This is a genomic window from Roseateles sp. GW821-FHT09G09 (assembly GCF_059415965.1).
In genome coordinates this window covers 556,872-577,606 of record NZ_JBWKOG010000004.1, presented here as the reverse complement: position 1 = coordinate 577,606, position 20,735 = coordinate 556,872, and the positions used below count along the sequence as shown (strand labels likewise).

16 protein-coding genes are annotated in these 20,735 nt (G+C 69.7%); 7 read left to right on the top strand and 9 right to left on the bottom strand.

Going from position 1 to position 20,735, the window contains the following annotated elements; all coding sequences use genetic code 11:
- The first annotated feature begins 28 nt into the window (after positions 1-28).
- Positions 29-607, top strand: coding sequence for a DUF3617 domain-containing protein (locus AC07O8_RS13950; RefSeq protein ID WP_495048585.1), 579 nt, complete (start codon positions 29-31; stop codon positions 605-607).
- Positions 608-627: 20 nt separating this feature from the next.
- On the top strand, positions 628-1,620 hold the full coding sequence (locus AC07O8_RS13945) for a P1 family peptidase (RefSeq protein WP_495048650.1): 993 nt from the start codon (positions 628-630) through the stop codon (positions 1,618-1,620).
- Here the strand turns inward: AC07O8_RS13945 and AC07O8_RS13940 are convergent.
- Positions 1,617-2,828, bottom strand: coding sequence for a hypothetical protein (locus AC07O8_RS13940; protein ID WP_495048584.1), 1,212 nt, complete (start codon positions 2,826-2,828; stop codon positions 1,617-1,619). The genes AC07O8_RS13945 and AC07O8_RS13940 overlap by 4 nt on opposite strands.
- 111 nt (positions 2,829-2,939) lie before the next feature.
- Here AC07O8_RS13940 and AC07O8_RS13935 point away from each other — a divergent pair, with 111 nt between their 5' ends.
- Positions 2,940-3,695, top strand: coding sequence for a pseudouridine synthase (locus AC07O8_RS13935; RefSeq protein WP_495048583.1), 756 nt, complete (start codon positions 2,940-2,942; stop codon positions 3,693-3,695).
- A gap of 23 nt (positions 3,696-3,718) precedes the next feature.
- Here AC07O8_RS13935 and AC07O8_RS13930 read toward each other — a convergent pair whose 3' ends face one another.
- On the bottom strand, positions 3,719-5,203 hold the full coding sequence (locus AC07O8_RS13930) for a hypothetical protein (protein ID WP_495048582.1): 1,485 nt from the start codon (positions 5,201-5,203) through the stop codon (positions 3,719-3,721).
- A gap of 150 nt (positions 5,204-5,353) precedes the next feature.
- Here AC07O8_RS13930 and AC07O8_RS13925 point away from each other — a divergent pair, with 150 nt between their 5' ends.
- The 3 genes from AC07O8_RS13925 to ileS all read left to right on the top strand — a co-directional run bounded on the left by AC07O8_RS13925 (position 5,354) and on the right by ileS (position 11,381).
- The gene (locus AC07O8_RS13925) at positions 5,354-7,210 is read left to right on the top strand and encodes an ATP-binding protein (RefSeq protein WP_495048581.1); all 1,857 of its coding nucleotides are present in this window, start codon (positions 5,354-5,356) and stop codon (positions 7,208-7,210) included.
- 50 nt (positions 7,211-7,260) lie between these two features.
- Positions 7,261-8,355 carry a bifunctional riboflavin kinase/FAD synthetase gene (locus tag AC07O8_RS13920; protein WP_495048580.1) on the top strand — a complete coding sequence of 365 codons (1,095 nt, stop codon included), beginning with the start codon at positions 7,261-7,263 and terminating at the stop codon, positions 8,353-8,355.
- 146 nt (positions 8,356-8,501) lie between these two features.
- Positions 8,502-11,381, top strand: a complete 2,880-nt coding sequence (ileS, locus tag AC07O8_RS13915) for an isoleucine--tRNA ligase (RefSeq protein ID WP_495048579.1) — start codon at positions 8,502-8,504, stop codon at positions 11,379-11,381.
- On the opposite strand, the gene AC07O8_RS13910 is transcribed toward ileS, so the two are convergent.
- The 7 genes from AC07O8_RS13910 to AC07O8_RS13880 form a co-directional block, all read right to left on the bottom strand.
- Entirely contained in the window at positions 11,348-13,075 is a 1,728-nt protein-coding gene (locus AC07O8_RS13910; RefSeq protein WP_495048578.1) for a trypsin-like serine protease, read from the bottom strand. The genes ileS and AC07O8_RS13910 overlap by 34 nt on opposite strands.
- A 121-nt stretch (positions 13,076-13,196) precedes the next feature.
- Positions 13,197-14,018: a hydroxypyruvate isomerase family protein gene (locus AC07O8_RS13905; RefSeq protein ID WP_495048577.1), complete on the bottom strand. Its 822-nt coding sequence runs from the start codon at positions 14,016-14,018 to the stop codon at positions 13,197-13,199.
- Positions 14,019-14,197: 179 nt separating this feature from the next.
- Positions 14,198-14,434, bottom strand: a complete 237-nt coding sequence (locus tag AC07O8_RS13900) for a YbdD/YjiX family protein (protein ID WP_495048576.1) — start codon at positions 14,432-14,434, stop codon at positions 14,198-14,200.
- Positions 14,427-16,505: a carbon starvation CstA family protein gene (locus AC07O8_RS13895; protein ID WP_495048575.1), complete on the bottom strand. Its 2,079-nt coding sequence runs from the start codon at positions 16,503-16,505 to the stop codon at positions 14,427-14,429. Before AC07O8_RS13895 ends, AC07O8_RS13900 begins: the two co-directional genes overlap by 8 nt.
- 146 nt (positions 16,506-16,651) lie before the next feature.
- Positions 16,652-17,572: a hypothetical protein gene (locus AC07O8_RS13890; RefSeq protein ID WP_495048574.1), complete on the bottom strand. Its 921-nt coding sequence runs from the start codon at positions 17,570-17,572 to the stop codon at positions 16,652-16,654.
- A 257-nt stretch (positions 17,573-17,829) separates the two neighbouring features.
- Positions 17,830-18,555, bottom strand: coding sequence for a response regulator (locus AC07O8_RS13885; protein WP_495048573.1), 726 nt, complete (start codon positions 18,553-18,555; stop codon positions 17,830-17,832).
- Positions 18,552-19,970, bottom strand: a complete 1,419-nt coding sequence (locus tag AC07O8_RS13880; protein ID WP_495048572.1) for a cache domain-containing protein — start codon at positions 19,968-19,970, stop codon at positions 18,552-18,554. The genes AC07O8_RS13885 and AC07O8_RS13880 overlap by 4 nt, the downstream gene beginning before the upstream one ends.
- Positions 19,971-20,062: 92 nt before the next feature.
- Here AC07O8_RS13880 and lspA point away from each other — a divergent pair, with 92 nt between their 5' ends.
- Complete coding sequence (gene lspA / locus AC07O8_RS13875) at positions 20,063-20,560, top strand: signal peptidase II (RefSeq protein WP_495048571.1); 498 nt, start codon at positions 20,063-20,065, stop codon at positions 20,558-20,560.
- Positions 20,561-20,735: the final 175 nt, after the last annotated feature.

Sequence of the window (20,735 nt, the reverse complement as noted above, 5' to 3'; positions counted from 1 at the left end):
CCGCCCCCCCGCGGCGAGGGAGCCCGCCATGTCGCATGCGCCCGCCGCTTTCACGCCTTCCTTCTTTGCGCCCTCCTCCCTGATCGTCGGCCTGCTGCTCGCGGCCGGCGTCGTGTCCGCCTCGGCCCAGGACTTCAAGCCCGGCTTGTGGGAGATCAAGCAGAAGCCCCAGCTCGATCCGCAGCGTCAGGCGCAGATGGAGCAGATGCAGAAGCAGATGGCGGCGCTGCCGCCCGAGCAGCGCAAGCAGATGGAATCCATGATGTCGCAGCACGGCGTCAGCATGAACTTCCAGGGCGGCGAGCTGACGCTCAAGTCCTGCGTCACCAAGGAACAGGCCGACCGCGCCGCGATGCCGCGCACCGACGGCAAGTGCGAGCACGACAGCAAGCGCACCGGCGACACGATGCTGGTGAACTTCCGCTGCACAAACCCGGCATCCGAAGGGACCAACGAGATCACCTTCCTCGGCCCCGACCACTACAAGACCAGGAGCGAGATCCGCGCGCAGCGCGACGGCAAGACCGTGGTGATCCGTTCCACCGGCGAAGCCCGCTACCTGGGCAGCGACTGCGGCTCGCTGAAGCCGCAGGGCGCCAAGCCTTGAGCGACGCGCCGATCAGGGCCGTGGCCGGCACACCCCGCGCGGCTGACGACGCCTCGGGGCCTGCACACGCGGACGCGGGGGCCCTCTGCGACGTCGCCGGCCTCAAGGTCGGGCACTTCACGCACCCTGCCGTGCCCACCGGCTGCAGCGTCGTGTTGTGCGAGGACGGCGCGACCGCCGGTGTCGACGTGCGCGGTGCCGCACCGGGCACGCGCGACCTCGAACTCCTGCGTCCCGAGAACACCGTCCAGCAGGTCCACGCGATCCTGCTGACCGGCGGCAGCGCGTTCGGCCTCGCGGCCGCGGACGGCGTGATGCGCTGGCTCGTGGAGCGCGGTCATGGGTTCCCGGTCGGTCGGGTCCGCGTGCCCATCGTGCCGGCGGCGGTGCTCTTCGACCTGTGGCTGCACGACGCGTCGACCGCGCCCGACGCGGCGGCCGGCCGCGCGGCCTGCGATGCGGCCTCGGCCCGGGAGCGCTCGCGGGGGCGTGTCGGCGCCGGCACCGGCGCGACGGTGGGCAAGCTGCTGGGCGTCGAGCATTCGATGCCGGGCGGACTGGGCATGGCCTCGGTCCGCATCGGCGGCGTGACCCTGTCGGCGATGGTGGCGGTGAACGCGGTGGGCGACGTGGTCGATCCGCATGGCGGCGAGGTGCTGGCCGGTTCGCGCGGCGCCGACGGCCGGCCGCGCTCGACGGTCCAGGCGCTGCTCGACGGCGAGCGCCCCGGCGGTGGGCTGCAGGGCAGCGCCACGACGATCGGCGTCATCGCGACGGACGCGCGGCTGACGAAGGCGCAGGCCACCAAGCTCGCGCAGATTGCGCACGACGGCCTGGCGCGCGCGATCCATCCCGTCCACACGGTGATGGACGGGGACGTGATGTTCGCGCTCGCCACCGGCGCCGCGGACGTCGACGGCGACATGACCCTGCTGGGCGGCGTGGCGGCGGAAGTGGTGGCGCGGGCGATCGTAGATGCGGTCGCGGCGCCGCGGACCGCGGCCAGCGATTAGGCGCCCACGTCCCTGCCCGGCTTGGTGGGCACGGTCGTTCCGTCGCTGACCTGGGCGACGGTGTTGAACGCGACGTGCCGCGGAGGCGCCATCTGCGCCATCCGCGCCATCTGCGCCGTCGCATCGCGCGCTTGCGTGCCTCGCAGCGCGGACCGCAGCGGCGCCCGATGGCTCGGGTCCAGGCTGGATGGCGCCACGGGCGACGGCGTGGCGACACGCCTTGATGCGCTTCGCCGTTCCTCCATCAGCAGGCCGCAGAAGGCCATCAGCGAGGTCACATGACCCTGGGTGAACAGGGCGTGGCTGCGATCGCTTCGCACCTTGGCGCACTCTTCGAACACGGCATCCGCCAGCCCGCCCGGCCGCAAGCCACCCGACTGGAAGCGCTCCAACAGCTGATGGGCCGCCGCGAACACCGCGCCTCGGTGATCCCCTTGCGGACATTGGAAGGCGATCTTGCCCTGGCGCCCCCCCGCAGACCACTCCGCCTGCAGATGGCGACAGGTGTTCAGCAGGAGTCGCGGCGACATCTCGTGCCTGTCGTCCACGGGCACGCGTATCCAGGACAAGGTCCGAGGAGGGTCGATGCGCTTCCCCCCGCGCGAACGCTCGACCGACATCTCGCATTGCGTCGCCTGTCCGCCGAGGTCTCGAAGCTTGCGCTCGCGGATGTGTCCAGGGCCTTGCGCCTGCGGATCGAATCGGACCTGCCAATTCGAGGAGGAAGTGAAGGGCTTGCCGGCCTGCATGCAGGCGGCGCCCGCAGACCGGCTCTCCCCGAGATCCAGGACCATCTGCACATCGTGCCGATCGCAGATGTCCGCCCACGCGAGGGCTTCGAACGTCCCCGGTGTCGACATGAGCAGGTGGCCGTTCTGCAGCTGGTTGGCGTGCAACTGGCGCACCAGCTTGTCCGGCACCCGCGCCGGATCCAGCAAGGTCGCCGGGTTCACCGGCAGTTGGGGTGCCGCCGCCGCGCAGCGCGGCGGCCTGACCTCCTTCGCAGCCAGACCGGCCTGGGTCGCATGGGCGTCCAGGCGCCGCGTGATCTCGATGGCGCTCGCGGCCTGCGCCCACCAGGCCGACCTGTCCGCCTTGGACATGTCGCCCGGGAAACCGGGGGCAGCCCGGGCGGGCGTCTCCGCGTTCCGGGTCGACGACGAGTCCGACCGGAACAGGCGACTCAAGAGATTGAAGTGGGGGCTCATGGCGGTCCTTCGTGTGCGATGGCACTGGGTGTCGGCTGACCGCATCTGGTGCTCTCCCATCGTGCGACAAGTTGACGAAAGCGGCCTTCCATCGAACGACAATGCACTCCCATGACGCAAAAGAATTCCGCCAAGCCGGTCGCCATCGCCCAGATCCTCTTCAGCCAAGGCTTCGGCACGCGCCGGCATTGCGCCGCGCTGCTGCGGCACGGGCTGGTGTCGATCGGCGGCACGGTCGTCGAAGATCCCGACCAGAGCTTCCTCACCGCCGGCCTGGTCTTCGAGGTGGAAGGCCAGACCTGGCCCTTCCACGAGAAGGCGCTGATCCTGCTGCACAAGCCGGCCGGCTACGAGTGCTCGCGCAAGCCGAGCCACCATCCGAGCGTGTTCTCGCTGCTGCCCGAGCCGGTGCGCAACCGCGACATCCAGCCGGTCGGCCGCCTCGACGAGGACACCACCGGCCTGCTGCTGCTGACCGACGACGGCCCGCTGCAGCACAAGTTGACCAGCCCGAAGTACCACGTGCCCAAGCTCTACCAGGCGGTCTGCAAGGCCGAGGTGGATGACGCGCAGCTGCGCAAGCTCGTGGAAGGCGTGCTGCTGGAGGAGCGCAATCCGAAGCTGGCCGAGGAGCCGGTGCAAGCCGTCTCCGCCGAGCGGCTGCCCGACGGCCGGCTGCAGATGGCGCTCACCGAAGGCCGCTACCACCAAGCCAAGCGCATGGTCGCGGCGGTCGGGAACCGCGTGCTGAGCCTGCACCGGCAGCGCATCGGCGCGCTGGAACTGCCGGCGGAGCTCAAGGAAGGCGGCTGGATGTGGCTGGACGACGCTCAGCGGGACTTGGCGTTGTCGGAGCCGGCGGCCTGACGCGCCGCGCGATCGGAGCGGACTCAGCGATCGCCCGCCTGGCCCGCTTCGGACTGCGTGAGGGCCTCGTCCAGGTCAGCCCGATGCCTCTGCTGCTCTGAGATCTGCCATTTGATGTGAAAGACCAGATTGGCGAGCCGCTTGGCCTCTTCAGGCCGAAGGGTTGGATCATCCAGGGCTTCCTTGGCTGCCTCGAGCTCCAGCTTGAGCTCGCGCTTACGGTCCTTGACGATGTCTGGCCCATCCAGCGCGGCTAGGTCGCCGAGTCGATCGACAAGGCGCGGGTCGTCCCCGAGTGCGAACGTCGACACCTTCAGACGTTCATCGAATCGGATGGCGGGCTGACGCTCCGCTATTCCCGAGTCCGCGGTCGCGTTCCGTCGAGCGTCAGATGCGGCACGCAGCATGGACCTCGCCGGCGCCGCCGACGCCCCTTGAACCACCCGTGGGACAGTTACCGCAGGCTCAGCGGTCTTGGCAATCTCCTGCTCGTCCTTCTTCTGCTGCTGGTAGGTCGTCGGACGTGCCAGGCCTTCTTCGATCAACTGCCGGGCAAACCGCGTGAGGCTGTCGATCAGGTCGGGGCGTCCGGCGAACAACGCCAGACTGCGACGCCCTCGCAGCATGCTGCAGGCAGACATCACCTGGCCATCAATCGTGTCCGGTTTCAAAGCGTTGTTGCGGTGCAGCCGGAAGAGCAGATTGGCCGCGGCGAACGTCGCTGCGGTGTGCCCGCCGTTGCCGTCCAGGAAAGCCACTGACGAGTCGTCCAGTTGCTCATGCTCCATGATCTGCCGGCACGCCTCGAGCAGTAATTTCGGAGAGGGCGCCTCGTCGGCGGAATGCGGCATGCGCGACCAGGTCGCCTCCTGCCTGGCCTTGATGTCACGGCCAACTGAGATGTCCATCGCGACGCGCTGGACATTCGACTGGAGGTCCGTCGCCCATGCTGCCTTGCCCATCGTGGACAAATGAAAGGCTTTTGTTCCTACGGCCTTTTCGGTCCAGCCCTTTATGCCGTGAGCCGATTTTCCGGCGATGTCGTTGTCGTGAGTCAGGTCGATCACCTGCGAAATCTTGTTGCTCACACAAGCTTCCGCAAACGCCATCACTTCCTTTCGCCCATGAGGCGCGCCCATGATCACCGCGCTGCCGGAAACGCGGCTGGCATCCAGCGGAAGGCCGCTCCCGCTCGGCGGCAGCTGGGTACGGAGTTGTCTGCTGCCGTGAATCCACAGCGCATCGGCGCGCTCGCTGGAACGCGTATCGCCTTTCTGGAACGACGAGGTGTGGGCATCGAGCCTGTTCAGCAGGCACTGGCCTGGACTCGACGTACCGACGTCTGTCCGCGCATCCGCTGGCCGAATAAGTAACTCCCGAAGAGATGAGAGAAAAGTCATGGTCACCTGCCGCATAACGAACTGTGGAGTTCCGTTGGTGCGGTTGTCCCACGACATCGGTCGGTGGGTCGTCTGCAATCCTTGATGGATGTCAAACGACGCCTCCATTCATCCGCCGTGCGATCAGACGTCACACCAGGGAAGTCCCCGAGACGGCGCGTCATCTTCCTTCGGTAGAAACGCGCCATCGAAGCGCTGCCCCAGAGCGGCGCCCTCAGCCAGGAGGCGCATCGGTCGGAACCTCGCCGGCCGTGTCGTATGGGAATCTCAAAAAGCGAACATCACGAGGACAGCGCCGCCGCCAGCGTGGCGATCCAGGTCCGGGCCGAGCGCCTGAGCAGCCTGCAGGCCCGCGTGGCCATGCCGGCCGGCGTGGGCGCGCTCTTCGCCCTGCTGCCGGTCGTGCTGCTGTGGCCGCACCTGCCCGTCATCGACCTGCTCGGCTGGCTGGGCGCGCGCTGGAGCATCTCGCTGTGGCGCACGCTCCAGGCCCGACGCTTCCTCACCCTGCCGCTGCAGGAGCGCGCCTCGACGCGCGAGGAACGGCGCTACCTCGTCGGACTCGGCCTGGACGGTCTGGCCTGGGGCGTGATCGGCGCCCTCTTCGCCACCCCCAACCTGCCCGAGATCGACGGCGCGGTCATGACCACGCTCGTCGGCCTGGTCGCCTTCACCATGGTGTCGCTGGGCCACTGGGCGCGCGGGCAGGCGCTGTTCGCCTCGCTGGTGATCGCGCCGCTGGCGATCCGGCTCGCGCTGCAGGGCGGCGTGACCGGCTGGCTCAGCGTCGGCGGCCTCGGCATGTTCTGGCTGCTCACGGTGCTGGAGTCCCGCCGCATCGAGGCCGGCACGCTCGAGCTGCTGCGCCTGCGCTTCGAGCAGGCGCGCCTGGCCGAACAGCGCCGCCTGGCGCTCGACGCCGCCGAAGAGACGAGCAGCAGCAAGAGCCGCTTCGTCGCCGTGATGAGCCACGAGATCCGCACGCCGCTCAACGGCATCATCGGCATGACCCAGCTGCTGGAACGCGGCGATCTCAGCGACCAGCAGCGCGAGCAGGTGGAGATCGTGCGCCGCTCCGGCCGGCATCTGCTGACGCTGGTCAACGACATCCTGGATCTGGCCCGCATCGAGTCCGGCAAGCTGGTCGTCGAGGCCCGGCCCTTCGACATCCGCGAGGTCGCCGGCGACGTCGGCCGCCTGCTGGGCGAGTCCGCGCGGACCAAGGGCGTGGACTTCACGCTGAGCGTCGCGCCGCAACTGCCCGTCCGGGCGATGGGCGACGCGTCGCGCATCCAGCAGGTGCTGCACAACCTGGTGGGCAACGCCATCAAGTTCACCGACCACGGCCGCGTCGAGGTCGAGGTGTCGTCCGTGCTGGACATGCGCGCCGGCACCCTGCTGCGCTTCGCGGTCCGCGACACCGGCGACGGCATCCCCGCGGACCAGCTGGAGCGCATCTTCGCGCCCTTCGAGCAGGCAGGCCGCCCCGGCGCCGACCGCGCCCGCCGCGACGGCGCCGGCCTGGGGCTGACGATCTCCCGCGAGATCGCCCGCGCGATGGGCGGCGACCTGCGCTGCGCCTCGACGCCGGGGCAGGGCTCGGTGTTCGAGTTCACGCTGCCGCTGCAGGCCTGCGCCATCAACGCCGCCGACGCCGCCGACGCCGCCACGGCGCGCCCCGCGCCCCCCGGCACGCCGCCGCGCCCGCTGCCTCGGCTGGACGGCCGCGTCCTGCTGGTCGACGACAGCCCGGTCAACCTGCTGGTGGCCAGGACGATGCTGGAGCGCTGCGGCCTGCACGTGGTCCCGGCCGAGCACGGTCGCGAGGCCCTGGACCTGCTGCGCGCGCAGCGCTTCGACCTCGTGCTGATGGACTGCCACATGCCGGAGCTGGACGGCTACGCGGCCACGACCGCGTGGCGGCAGGAAGAGGCGCGCCGGCTGCTGCCGCGCACGCCGGTGGTCGCCCTTACCGCCAGCACCGTCGACGACGACCAGGCCCGCTGCCTGGCCAGCGGCATGGACGGCCACCTGGTCAAGCCGTTCGAGATGGACGAGCTGCTGGACGTCGTCACGCAACACCTGGCCGCTCCGCCGGCCGCCGCGGCCGCCTGATCCCCCCCGATCGCGGCGCCGCCCCGCGCGGCGGCTGATAATCCCCGCCCATGCAGGTTTTCCGCGGCTTCCACCATCCCGGCATCGCGGCGCAGTGCGCGCTGACGATCGGCAACTTCGACGGCGTCCATCGCGGCCACCAGGCCATGCTGGCGCTGCTGCTGTCGGAGGCCCGCCACCGCGGCCTGCCGACCTGCGTGCTCACCTTCGAGCCGCACCCGCGCGACTTCTTCGCGCACAAGCTCGGCAAGCCCGAACTGGCCCCGGCGCGCATCGCCACGCTGCGCGACAAGCTCCAGGAGCTGGAGCGCTGCGGCATCGACCAGGTCGTCGTGCTGCGCTTCGACGAGGCGCTGGCCTCGCTGCCGGCGCAGGACTTCATCCAGCGGGTGCTGGTGGACGGCCTGGGCGCGAGGTACGCGCTGGTCGGCGACGACTTCCGCTTCGGCGCCAAGCGGCAGGGCGACTACGCGACGTTGGACGCCGCAGGGCAACGCCTGGGCTTCGACGTCGCGCGGATGATGAGCTACGAGGTGCATGGGCTGCGGGTGTCGAGCTCCGCCGTGCGCGAAGCCATGGCCGCCGGCGACATGGCCGGTGCGGCGCGGCTGCTGGGGCGGCCTTACGCGATTTCCGGCCATGTGATCCACGGCCAGAAGCTGGGACGGCAACTGGCCGAGACCGCGCCCGGCAAGGGCGACGGCTTCCGGACGCTGAACCTGCGGTTCGACCACGACAAGCCGGCCGCGCACGGGATCTTCGCGGTGCGGGTGCATGGGCTCGACGGGCTCGACAGCATCGATGGCATCGAGGGCCAGCCCCCCGGCGCCGGCGGGCTCGTGCTGGACGGCGTCGCCTCGCTGGGCGTGCGGCCGACGGTCGAGGACGCCGGCCGCGTGCTGCTGGAGGTCCACGCGCTGGACTGGCCGGCGGCCTTGGCCGCCCGCCTGGGCCCGGGCGAGGCCTACGGTAAACTCGTGCGCGTGGAACTCCTGCACAAACTGCGCGACGAAGCCCGTTTCGACGGCCTGGACGCCCTGACCGCCGCCATCCGCGAGGACGTCCGCCAGGCACGCGCGTACTTCGCCGAACCGGCGACCACCCACGCCGCCGTCCGCCGCCAGACCACCCGCGACCGAATTTGACGGGCTGAGCACCCGATCGCTCATTTCGACCGCCCATCTCGACCGCTCAGCCGGCGTGCGGCCCTGCTTCCACAGCACCCTGCCCAGCGCGCCACCCCTCTTCTCTCGCGGCCCTTCCTCCGGCCGCTCCTTCGATTGCCGCCGCCATGACCGACGCCTCCAAGCCCGACGCCCCCCTCGACGCGAAAGCTGAAGCGAAAGCCGACTACCGCTCGACGCTCAACCTGCCCGACACCCCGTTCCCCATGCGCGGCGACCTGCCCAAGCGCGAGCCGGGCTGGGTGAAGGAATGGGAAGACCAGGGCCTCTACCAGCGCCTGCGCGTGGCGCGCCAGGGCCGCCCGAAGTTCGTGCTGCACGACGGCCCGCCCTACGCCAACGGCCAGATCCACATGGGTCACGCGGTCAACAAGATCCTGAAGGACATGATCGTCAAGGCGCGCCAGCTCGAGGGCTTCGACGCCGCCTATATCCCGGGCTGGGATTGCCACGGCCTGCCGATCGAGAACCAGATCGAGAAGACCTTCGGCCGCGGCCTGCCGCGCGACGAGGTGCAGGCCAAGAGCCGCGCCTACGCCACCGAGCAGATCGACCAGCAGCGCAGCGACTTCAAGCGCCTGGGCGTGCTCGGCGACTGGGACCATCCGTACCGGACGATGGACTTCAAGAACGAGGCGGGTGAGCTGCGCGTGCTCAAGCGCCTGTTCGAACGCGGTTTCGTCTACCGCGGCCTGAAGCCGGTGTACTGGTGCTTCGACTGCGGCTCCTCGCTGGCCGAGTTCGAGATCGAGTACGCCGACAAGGACTCCCCGGCGGTCGACGTCGCCTTCCTGAGCGCGGAGCCGGAGAAGCTCGCCGCGGCCTTCGGCGTGCCGAAGCTGGACAAGGAGGCGTTCACCGTCATCTGGACGACGACGCCCTGGACCATCCCCGCCAACCAGGCGCTGAACCTGAATCCGGAACTGCCGTACGCGCTGGTCGACACCGAGCGCGGCTACTTCGTCGTGGCCGAGGCGCTGGTCGAGAAGTGCCTGGCCCGCTGGGGCATCGAGGGCAAGACCGTCGCCGTCACGCCGGGCAAGTCGCTCGAGCTGCTGAAGTTCAAGCACCCGCTCGCGCACGTGCATCCCGGTTTCGACCGCGAGAGCCCCGTGTACCTGGCCGACTACGCCACCGCCGACGACGGCACCGGCGTGGTCCACTCGGCGCCGGCCTACGGCGTGGACGACTTCAACTCGTGCATCGCGCACGGCCTGGCGTTCAAGGACATCCTGAACCCGGTGCAGGGCAACGGCGTCTACGAGGCCGAGCTGCCGCTGTTCGGCGGCCAGCACATCTGGAAGGCCAACCCGGTGATCGCCGCGGCGCTGCAGGACGCCGGCCGCCTGATGGCGCACAGCAAGATCCGCCACAGCTACCCGCACTGCTGGCGCCACAAGTCGCCGGTGATCTACCGCGCGGCCGCGCAGTGGTTCGTCCGCATGGACGAGGGCGACGGCGTGTTCACCGTCGACAAGGCCGACAAGACCCTGCGCCAGCTGGCGCTGGACGCGATCGAGCAGACCAGCTTCTATCCCGAGAACGGCAGGACGCGACTGCACGACATGATCGCCGGCCGGCCGGACTGGTGCATCTCGCGCCAGCGCAGCTGGGGCGTGCCGCTGCCGATCTTCCTGCACAAGGACAGCGGTCAGCCGCATCCGAGGACGCTCGAGTTCATCGAACGCGCCGCGCAGCTGGTCGAGGCCGGCGGCATCGAGGCCTGGTCCAAGCTCGACCCGGCCGAGTGGCTGGGCGCGGAAGCGGAACAGTACTCGAAGGGCCAGGACATCCTGGACGTGTGGTTCGACTCGGGCTCCACCTTCCAGCACGTGCTCAAGGGCTCGCACGCCGGCGCGGCGCACGAGACCGGCCCGGAGGCCGACCTCTACCTCGAAGGCCATGACCAGCATCGCGGCTGGTTCCATTCGTCGCTGCTGATCTCCTGCGCGATCAACGGCCGCGCGCCCTACCGCGGCCTGCTGACCCACGGCTTCACCGTGGACAGCAAGGGCCGCAAGATGAGCAAGTCGCTGGGCAACGGCGTCGACCCGCAGGAAACCAGCAAGAAGCTGGGCGCCGAGATCATCCGGCTGTGGGTGGCGGCGTCCGACTACTCGGGCGACATCGCCGGCGACGAGAAGATCCTGGCGCGCGTCGTGGACGGCTATCGCCGCATCCGCAATACGCTGCGCTTCCTGCTGGCCAACACCTCGGACTTCGACGCGGCGTCGGACGCCGTGCCGCTGGACCAGTTGCTGGAGGCCGACCGCTACGCGCTGGCCCGCGCCGCGCAGTTCCAGGAGGAGATCCTGGCGCACTACCAGCGCTACGAGTTCCACCCGGTCGTGGCCAAGCTGCAGGTGTACTGCTCGGAGGACCTGGGCGCGTTCTACCTGGACGTGCTGAAGGATCGCCTGTACACGAGCGCACCGAAGTCGACGGCGCGTCGCTCGGCGCAGACGGCGCTGTGGCACATCACGCACGCGATGCTGCGCTGGATGGCGCCGTTCCTGAGCTTCACCGCGGAAGAGGCGTGGAAGGTCTTCGCGGGCAAGGAGGCCGGCGACACCATCTTCACCGAGACCTACTGGTCGGTCGGCATCGCGCACGACGACGGCCTGATCGCCAAGTGGAACCGCATCCACGAGATCCGCGACGCGGTGAACAAGGCGATCGAGGAAGTCCGCAGCACCGGCGCGATCGGCTCGTCGCTGCAGGCCGAGGTCGCGCTGGGCGTGAACGCCGAGGACCTCGCGCTGCTGGACAGCCTGGGCGACGACCTGAAGTTCGTGCTGATCACGTCCGCGGCGAGCGTGGCGCTGGCCGGCGAGCTGAGCATCACCGTGACGCCGTCGTCGCACCAGAAGTGCGAGCGCTGCTGGCACTACCGCGCGGACGTCGGCGTCAATCCGGCGCATCCGACGATCTGCGGGCGGTGCGAGAGCAATCTCTACGGCGACGGCGAGGCGCGGGCCATCGCCTGATCGGCGGCCGCGTCGAGCGTGTCCAGATCGACGTCGAGCTCGATCAGCTGGTGGAAGTTGCGATCCATCCAGTCGTGCGCCTGGACAGTCACTCGACCGCGGTGGAGGCCGGCGGGCAGCGGGGGGTTGTCCTCGCGGTGGAAGCCCACCGTCAGCGGCCCGGCCGAGCGCCGCTGGCAGGTGACGGCATCTTCCATGCGTGTCATCCGTCCTCCGCCGCAGAGGGGATCGCGTCGCGCCCGCAGGACGATCTCCCGCTCCTGGCCGGTCACGGCATCGCGCACCATCACCAGGATCCTGCTGGGAAGGTCACTGCCGTTCCACAGTCCGGCCACCGGCCCGCGCGCCCGCTCCTGCGCTGGCACGGTGTAATAGACCATGCCGTGGGCGGCGTGCTCGGCCAGGTGGGGCGAGACGTAGGCCGCCGTGGTGGAGACCTGACCCCGCAGCAGATGGCGGACGTCGAGGTGGAGGGTCATGCGCTGGCGACGGGAGCGGTCCGTCCCCGCAAGGACATCCACGTCGAAGCGACCGACGTAGACGCCAGGTTTCAAGCCGCGGTTGTCCTCGGCCCGAAACGCCACGTTCAACCGGTTGTTCGTTGAGCCGGGGCACGGTGCCGCGTCCTCGATGGGCGAGAGCCGGCACCCGGCATCCCGGTGTGCCCGGAGCCGGATCGGAGCGGTCGCACCGGTGCGGGCTTCCTGGACCTCCACGATGATCATGCTGAGCCCGTTCACGTCCGACCATCGACCGACGGAGGGGCCGGCGGCACCGCGCTGAGGCGGAATGACGAAGTGGATCGTTGCTCCCGACGGATCGTCGACATGGTTCCTGGACACGAACGGCGTCGAGGCGGTCACCGTCATGCGCTCGGACTGCCGCACGGCGCCGGGGAAGATGCCGTCGATCCATGCGGCGTGGCGGGACACCTGGGGAGCCTGCGCCAGGAAGACCGGCTTCCAGTACATCGAGGCCGCCACGCCCGCCACCTGCCAGTAGCCCTGGTTCACGCGCCACAGTGCGGAACCGCTGTCGCCGCTGACGGGAAATGCCCAGGACGGGTGGCCGGCCCGCGGCTCATACCCCGTCACCACGCTGCGCCCTTGCGCGATCACACCGCTGACAATGGCTTCGCCGGTCACCCGGCTTTGTGCCCTGGGGACGGGGATGTAGTCCGATCCCACGCCCGCCAGTCCGTAGCCCACGAAGTGGACGCCGTGGGACACCTGGAGGTCGTCCTCGGCGATCGTCGGGGGATCGAGCCGGCGGCCGCGCGCGTCGACGGGCGTGGCGACCCGTGGCAGTCGCAACACGGCGATGTCTTCGGACAGATACCAGCCGGGCCGGGCGCCCGGTCGATGGGACGGCTTGACGGCCCATCCCTCTCCTTGGGCGATGACCTGGCCGCGCCAGTCCCGAAACGTCTGGCGATTGGCCGTCGCCTGGCCGCTTGCCGAGTTGACGCAGTGCGCGGCCGTCAGCAGGTAGGTGTGCGGACCTTGCTCACCCAGCCAGGTGGCCGTGCAGCGATCGATCATGCCGACGGCCAGGAACTGCGCGGACAGGCTGCGTGCGCGCAATTGCGCAAGGACGGCGGGAAAGGTCCGTTCGACCGCGTCGCGGTTTCCGCCGAGTTCGACGAATTTCGCCTCGCTGATCATCACCGCATCGGCGTTGGCGGGGACGAACAAGCCACTGGACAGAGCGCATGCCAGTCCCAGCGCCGGGACGACCCTGCCCCCTCGACAATCTCTCACCGCGACTCCTTCGATCGATATGGAGTCGCTCAGTAGGTGGCGGGAGCAACCTGCGTCAGGCGTTTTCCCGTCGAGTCGGGAACAACCAGCGGAGGCCGTCGCTGGTGCCTCCGGGTACGGCGCCGCGCCGCGGTCGATATTCGCAACCGATCCAACCCTCCCATCCGGTCGCCGCTGCGATCTCGTCGATCGCGGTCAACGCCCCCCGAAGGTCGAGCGTGCCCTCGTCCGGCTCATGCCGGTCCGGCACGCCCGCGATCTGGCAATGACCCACGCGGCCCGTGGGCAGGTGCCGGCGCAACTGTGCGACGACATCGCCCTCGACACGCGCGCAGTGGTACAGATCCATCTGGACTTTCAGGTTCGCCGCACCGATGCGCTCGACGATCGCGTGGGCCTCGTCCTGCCGCTGCAGCAGATAACCAGGCATGTCGTGCGGATTGATGGGTTCGATCATGACGCTGATGCCGGCGCGGGACGCGCGCTCCGCGGCCCAGTGCAGGCGCTCTTCATACCGCGCGACGGCAGCTTCGCGATCGCTTCCGGGAGGCAGGAGGCCCGCCAGAACGTGCACGCGCGGCGAGGCCAGCACCGAGGCATAGGCGAGTGATCGTTCGACAGCGTCCCGGAAGTCCCCTTCCCTGCCCTCGACGCAGGCCAGGCCCCGCTCACCCGCCGCCCAGTCGCCAGGCGGTGCGTTGATGAGCACGACGCTCAGACCGTGCGCCGTGGCGCGAGCCCGTACTTCAGAAGCAGGAACGTCGTAAGGGAACAGGCATTCCACGCCAGCGAACCCGTCCCGGGCGGCGGCGTGGAAGCGGTCGAGGAACGGCAGCTCCTGGTAGAGGAAACTGAGGTTGGCGGAGAAGCGAGGCATGCTGCCTAGTGTCACCGAGCCACGGCGCAAGGTCGCCCGGGGCCGGCGGAGTGGCCTCGCCGGGGCGCCAACTCGCGCCGCTCACCTTCGGTTCGCTTTGCTCGAACAGACGGCGCCCCAAGTCAGTCCGGGGCTCGGCCACTCCGCCGGCCCCGGGCGACCTTGCGCCGTTCGTGCGATCAGCAGCAGCGGCCGGTGCGGGAGCTGTAGCGGGCCTCTTGGCGCTCGCGGAAGAAGGCCTCGTAGCTGAGCGGCAACTGGTCGGGATGGGTGCGGGACATGTGTGCCAGGTAGGCGCCGTAGTCCGCACCAATCAGCTGCTGGCGCACGCCGCGTGCCATGTAGCGGCCAGCCTGCAGCACGTCGGAGGCCGCCGACAGCGCGGCCTGGGCGGCTTCCGCAGCCTGCTTAAGCATGGCCGCCCGCCGTGGCGCCCTCGGGCATGCGTTCGAACGGGGTCTCGCGTACCGACGGCTTGCGCTCGGCGCGCGCTTTCAGCACCGCCTTGACGCTGTAGACGAGCACGCTCACGACGACGAACATGAACAGCGCGCACAGGCCCGCGTCCAGGCGGTCGTTGAAGATCACGCGCTCCATCGCCTCCAGGCTCTTGGCCGGCGCCAGCACCTTGCCCGCCGCCAGCGAGTCCGCGTACTTCGCGGCGTGCGCCAGGAAGCCCACCTTGGGATCGTCGCTGAAGATCTTCTGCCAGCCCGCCGTCATCGTGCAGATCAGCAGCCAGGCCGCCGGCAGGATCGTCGTCCAGGCGTAGCGGTCCTTCTTCATCTTGAACAGGACCACCGTGCCCAGCAGCAGCGCCACCGCAGCCAGCATCTGGTTGGCAATGCCGAACAGCGGCCACAAGGTGTTGATGCCCCCCAGCGGATCGACCACGCCCTGGTACAGGAAGTAGCCCCACGCCGCCACGCACAGGCCGGTGGCGATCAGGTTGGCGGGCAGCGACTCGGTGCGCTTCAGGGCCGGCACGAAAGTGCCCAGCAGGTCCTGCAGCATGAAGCGGCCGGCGCGCGTGCCGGCATCGACGGCGGTCAGGATGAACAGCGCCTCGAACAGGATCGCGAAGTGATACCAGAAGGCCATCATCGCCTTGCCGCCCACCACCTGGTGCAGGATGTGGGCCATGCCCACCGCCAGCGTCGGCGCACCGCCGGCACGCGCGAGGATGGTGTTCTCGCCGACGTCCTTGGCCGTCTGCACCAGCATCTCCGGCGTGATCACGAAGCCCCAGGTGGACAGCGTCGCGGCGACCGCGTCGGGCGTCGATCCCACCAGCGCCGCCGGGCTGTTCATCGCGAAGTAGACGCCCGGCTCGATGCACGAGGCGGCCACCAGCGCCATCACCGCGACGAAGGATTCGGCCAGCATGCCGCCGTAGCCGATGAAACGCGCGTTGACTTCGTTGTCCAGCATCTTGGGCGTGGTGCCCGAGCTGATCAGCGCATGGAAGCCCGACACCGCGCCGCAGGCGATGGTGATGAACAGGAAGGGGAACAGGTTGCCCGACCACACCGGGCCGTTGCCGGCCGCGAACTGGGTGAACGCCGGCATCTGCATCGGCGGCGCGACGATCACGATGCCGATGGCCAGCGCGATGATCGTGCCGATCTTCAGGAAGGTCGACAGGTAGTCGCGCGGCGCCAGCAGCAGCCACACCGGGATGCTGGCGGCGACGAAGCCGTAGCCGATCAGCATCCACGTCAGCGCCTTGCCGTCGTAGGTGAACAGCGGCGCCCACGCGGGACTCTCATGCACCAACTGTCCGCCGACGATGGCCAGCATCAGCAGCACGAAGCCGATGATGGACACCTCGCCGATGCGGCCCGGGCGGATGAATCTGAGGTACACGCCCATGAACAGCGCGACCGGGATGGTCGCCGCCACGGTGAAGGTGCCCCAGGGCGAGCCGGCCAGCGCCTTCACGACGATCAGCGCCAGCACCGCCAGGATGATGATCATGATCATGAACGCGCCGAAGAGCGCGATCACGCCGGGCACGGTGCCCATCTCCTGCTTGACGAGATCGCCCAGCGAGCGGCCGTCGCGGCGCGTCGAGATGAACAGCACGATGAAGTCCTGCACCGCGCCGGCGAAGATCACGCCGGCCAGGATCCAGAGCAGCCCCGGCAGGTAGCCCATCTGCGCGGCCAGCACCGGACCGACCAGCGGACCGGCGCCGGCGATCGCGGCGAAGTGGTGACCGTACAGCACGTACTTGTGGGTCGGGACGAAGTCCAGGCCGTCGTTGTGCTTCCAGGCGGGCGTCTTGCGGGTGGGGTCCAGGCCCAGCACCTTGGTGGCCAGGAACAGGCTGTAGTAGCGGTAGCCGATCAGGTACACGCAGATCGCCGCGACGACGACCCACAGCGCGCTGACCGCTTCGCCGTTCGCCAGTGCGACGGTAGCCAGGGCGAACGCCCCGAGGATGGCCACGCCCGCCCAGGCGAGGTGGCGACTCATGTTCGACATCGATGTCTCCTTTTATGGTCGCGCGCCCCGGCGGCCACGAAGGACGACGGCGCACGCGGGCTGTCTAGCGGCGGCAGTTTCCGTTCCTGTGCGGTTTCGCACATCCGTCGCGGGCACTAGCGCACCGGCGTAGGAGCACGTACGGATTAACCCGCATCACGATCCGGAAGGGGGTCCGGATCGCCGTACCACTTGGCGAAACGCACGGTGCTGGCGCTCACCAGGCCTTCCACGACCGCCGTGGCGAGGTCGTACCGTCCGGAGAACAGCTCGCGGACGTTCAAGGTGCGGCCCGACTTCCACTTCATCGCGGCACGCATCTCGTCGATCGAACCGGGGCTGACGAGGTCCGGCCGCTGGGACTGTCTGCCGAGGCAGGTCACCGTCCCCACGTGGAACGCGAGGTTGAAAGGTGTGGGACTGAGCTTCAGCTTGCGCGGGATCTCCCGGAGCCCGTCCCAGATGGCCGGCTCCAGCTGGGTCTCGCCGCCGGGCAGCAGCGCGCGCATGACGTCGATGGGGACCCGATATTCCGTGGGCGTGGCGCTGCCGCTGTTCAGATGATCCCTTTCCGCCCGTCGATTGGCCGCCACCTGTTCAAACGTCAGGACGGGCGGGGGATAACCGGATCCCAGCGGGAAACGCCTCGCCAAGGGCTCGGCGATCTCGGGATGGTCCCGGAGGTGATCGGACACGGCGTGGCGCAGGGACGCACCGTCGGAGCAGCACGCCGGCGACTTCTGTCCCAACGCCTGATGCGTCCGATGCGCCGCCTGGGCGATGAGATCGAAGGCTCGGTCCGCGTCCATCGGTTCGCTGGCGTGCAGGGCGGGATGCGATTCGCCGTCAACGCGCTGGACTTCGCCCAGGCCGATGAACGCGCTGCCGTCATACTGGAAGTACCCGCTGATCCAGGGGTAAGGCCTGCCCGGTGTGGAAGCGTCCGGACCCGTTGCCGCGAGAAAACGTGAGGGCGCCTCGGCCGCCGCGTGCCGGTCCAGCAACACCCAACTCACCAGCAGGTCGGATCCCGCAGGAAAGACGTCCATCCCGCGCACCACGGTCACGAGCTCGAGGAGGAACTCGGCCTGCGGTCTGCGTTCCCTCGTCGACGGCCAGCTTCCGGGCATCGCCAGCTCGCGCCCCCACCGCACGGCGGCGGGAGAGGCCGGTTGGGCATGCGCGCCGGACGACCACAGCGCATCTGCGGCGGCGTAGTTGTCGCGGGGGGTGCAGGTCGGGAAAGGGAACATGGCGCGGCGCCTCGGAAACGGGAGCCGCTTTGTCGCCGGCGACGGGCCGCCGGTTTCATCGGCCGGTCCGCTCAGGGCGGATCGCGCGGCAGCCCACGCGCATGCTCGACCGCATAGCGGATCAGTTCCGCCTGGCCGTCGAGGTCGAGCTTGCGCTTGATGTTCTGGCGGTGCGTCTCGACGGTCCTGACGGACAGGTCGAGCGTGCGGGCGATCTGCTTGCTCGATTCGCCGCGGGCGAGCGCGGACAGGATCTCGCTCTCGCGCGGGGAGAGGATGGGCCGCGGCTGCTGGCTGCGGAACATGCGCTTGGAAACGCCGGGGCTGAGGAAAGTGCCGCCGGCCGCGACCGCGTCGATCGCCGCCACGATCTCGCCGGCGGGCGCGTCCTTGAGGACGTAGCCGCGGGCGCCGGCCTGCAGCGCGCGCTGCACGTACTCGGGGTTGTCGTACATGCTGTACATCAGCACGCGCAGGTCGGGGACGCGCTCCAGCATCGTCTGCGCGAGCTGGATGCCGTTGTGGCCCTTGAGGCCGACGTCCAGCAGCACGACCTGCGGCTGCGTGGCGATCAGCATCATCATCGCCTCCTCCGCGTTGCCGGCCTCGCCGACGACGAGGTAACGCGCCTCGCCCTGCAGCCGCGAGCGCACGCCCTCGCGGACCAGCGGGTGGTCGTCGACCAGCAGGATGCGCACGGGCGCGGCCGCGCCGGCCGCGCCGGCCGCGTCACCGGGGACGGCGGGGCTGGCGGGGCTGCCGTGGCTCGCAGCGCCGGAGGAAGGATCCGAACTCATGGGACCGGATTGTCTCGCGCCAGGCGACGGATCGCCGACAGGGGCACGACGGCCTCGACCTGCGTGCCGTGGCCGGGGCTGGACTGCAGGTCGAGCGCGCCGCCGATCGAGGCCATCCGTTCGCGCATGTTGCGCAGGCCGATGCCGTGGCTCGGATCGTCGCGTTCGGCGTCGGCGGGATCGAAGCCCGCGCCGTCGTCCAGCACCCGCAGCAGCACGGCCGCGTCGTCGCCACGCGCATCCTCCGGCGCGAAGTCGAGCGACATCTCCACGCGCGCCGCGCCGGCATGCTTGGCGACGTTCGTCAACGCCTCCTGCGCCACGCGGAAGAGCACGGTGTTGAGCAGTTCGGGCAGTTCGCGCGGCGTGCCGGCCACGCGCATCGACACGGGCACCGCGCCCGCCTCGTCGAACTCGCGCGCGAGATGCTCCAGCGCCGCCGGCAGGCCCAGCGTGTCGAGCAGCGCCGGGCGCAGGCGGTGGGACAGCCCGCGCACCTCGCTGAGGCTGGCGTTGAGCCGTTCCAGCGCGCGCGGCAGCAGCGCGGTCGAGCCGGCCTGCTGCGCCGATTCGATCAGCAGCTTGGTCGACACCAGCGTCTGGCTGACGCCGTCGTGCAGCTCGCGCGACAGGTGCGCGCGTTCGTCCTCCTGCGAGCGCACCACCTCGTGCGCCAGCGCGCGCAGCCGGGCCTCGGCCTGGCGATGCTCGCTGAGGTTGAGCGCCAGCGCGCTCGCGCTGATCAGCGCCACGCCGAACACGGCGATCGCGGCGATGCCCCACATCGTCCGCGCGATGTTGGCCTGCGCCTCGCGGTCGAGCTGCTCCAGCGTCGCGCGGATGCCGTCCAGGTACAGGCCCGTGCCCAGCATCCAGTTCCAGCGCTCCATCGCGACGACATACCCCAGCTTGGGCGCCATCTCGCCGCTGGACGGCTTGCGCCAGAGGTACTCGACATAACCGCCGCCCGCCTTGGCCCGCCCGACCAGCTGCTGGATCGTCGGCCGGCCCAGCGGATCGCGCAGGCCCCAGAGATCGCGGCCGAGCAGCTCCGGCTGGCGCGAGTGCATCAGCACCTTGCCCTGCAGGTCGTAGACGAAGAAATAGCCGTCTTCGCCGTAGTCGAGCGAGGACAGCAGCCGCAGCGCCTCGCGCTTGTCGCGCTCGACGTCGGCGTCGGTGGTCCGGGCGCTCTGTCCGGGCGAACGCGCGTACAGCGGCTGCAGCGTGCTGACGGCCAGCTCGACGTAATGGCGCAGCTCGTCGCGGCGCGCGTCCATGTAGGCGCGCTGCACGGCGGCATGCTCGCGGGCGAGCAGCTCGCGCTCCTGCTGGCGCACCGCGACCGCGATCAGCAGCAGCGAGGCGACCAGCGGCAGCAGCGCCAGCAACAGGATCTTCAGGCGAAGTCTCATGGGGTCCTCGTCGGGCCCGAACTGTAGCCGCACGGCGCCGGCGCCACGGGCGCTACAGTTGCGGGTTCCGCGCTTCCCTCCGTGCTGCATCCATGGCCACCAAGTCCCCGTCCTCGTCGAACAACCGCCTGGTCCAGTGGCTGGCGATCGCCCTGCTGGTGATCGTGGCCGACCAGTTCACCAAGGTGCTGATCCTGCACAGCTTCCAGTACGGGGACAGCCACTACGTCCTGCCCTTCTTCAACCTGGTGCGGGTCCACAACACCGGCGCGGCATTCAGTTTCCTGGCCGGCGCGTCGGGCTGGCAGCGCTGGTTCTTCGTCGGGCTCGGCGTCGCGGCGACGATCTTCATCATCTGGATGCTGCGCCGCCACGGCCACCAGACGCAGTTCGCGTGGGCGCTCAGCCTGATCCTGGGCGGCGCGGTGGGCAACATCGTCGACCGCCTGCTGCACGGCTACGTCGTCGATTTCATCCAGCTGCACTGGGCCGGCTGGTACTACCCGTCCTTCAACATCGCCGACAGCGCCATCACCATCGGCGCCGTCCTGCTGATCTGGGACGAGCTGCGGCGCGTCAAGCGCGGCTGAGCACGCGGCGCGCGGGAGCGCGCCCTTGACGTCAAGGCCGTACCGCCCCTCGGACCGAGGGTTCCCCCGGAGAAACGAGGCTGGCGCCCGCACGCCCGTCTGCGTAGCCTTGTCCGGAAGAGGGAGGGCGTCACGCGGGCGCGGCGGGGTTCGGCACGCATGGGCCTTCGACGTG

Coding starts and splice junctions, on each gene's coding strand:
- AC07O8_RS13950 (WP_495048585.1), top strand. CDS start 29: ATGTCGCATGCGCCCGCCGCTTTCACGCCTTCCTTCTTTGCGCCCTCC.
- AC07O8_RS13935 (WP_495048583.1), top strand. CDS start 2,940: ATGACGCAAAAGAATTCCGCCAAGCCGGTCGCCATCGCCCAGATCCTC.
- AC07O8_RS13940 (WP_495048584.1), bottom strand. CDS start 2,828: ATGAGCCCCCACTTCAATCTCTTGAGTCGCCTGTTCCGGTCGGACTCG.
- AC07O8_RS13880 (WP_495048572.1), bottom strand. CDS start 19,970: ATGAGACTTCGCCTGAAGATCCTGTTGCTGGCGCTGCTGCCGCTGGTC.
- AC07O8_RS13895 (WP_495048575.1), bottom strand. CDS start 16,505: ATGTCGAACATGAGTCGCCACCTCGCCTGGGCGGGCGTGGCCATCCTC.
- AC07O8_RS13930 (WP_495048582.1), bottom strand. CDS start 5,203: ATGGAGGCGTCGTTTGACATCCATCAAGGATTGCAGACGACCCACCGA.
- ileS (WP_495048579.1), top strand. CDS start 8,502: ATGACCGACGCCTCCAAGCCCGACGCCCCCCTCGACGCGAAAGCTGAA.
- AC07O8_RS13925 (WP_495048581.1), top strand. CDS start 5,354: ATGGGAATCTCAAAAAGCGAACATCACGAGGACAGCGCCGCCGCCAGC.
- AC07O8_RS13920 (WP_495048580.1), top strand. CDS start 7,261: ATGCAGGTTTTCCGCGGCTTCCACCATCCCGGCATCGCGGCGCAGTGC.
- AC07O8_RS13885 (WP_495048573.1), bottom strand. CDS start 18,555: ATGAGTTCGGATCCTTCCTCCGGCGCTGCGAGCCACGGCAGCCCCGCC.
- lspA (WP_495048571.1), top strand. CDS start 20,063: ATGGCCACCAAGTCCCCGTCCTCGTCGAACAACCGCCTGGTCCAGTGG.
- AC07O8_RS13900 (WP_495048576.1), bottom strand. CDS start 14,434: ATGCTTAAGCAGGCTGCGGAAGCCGCCCAGGCCGCGCTGTCGGCGGCC.
- AC07O8_RS13905 (WP_495048577.1), bottom strand. CDS start 14,018: ATGCCTCGCTTCTCCGCCAACCTCAGTTTCCTCTACCAGGAGCTGCCG.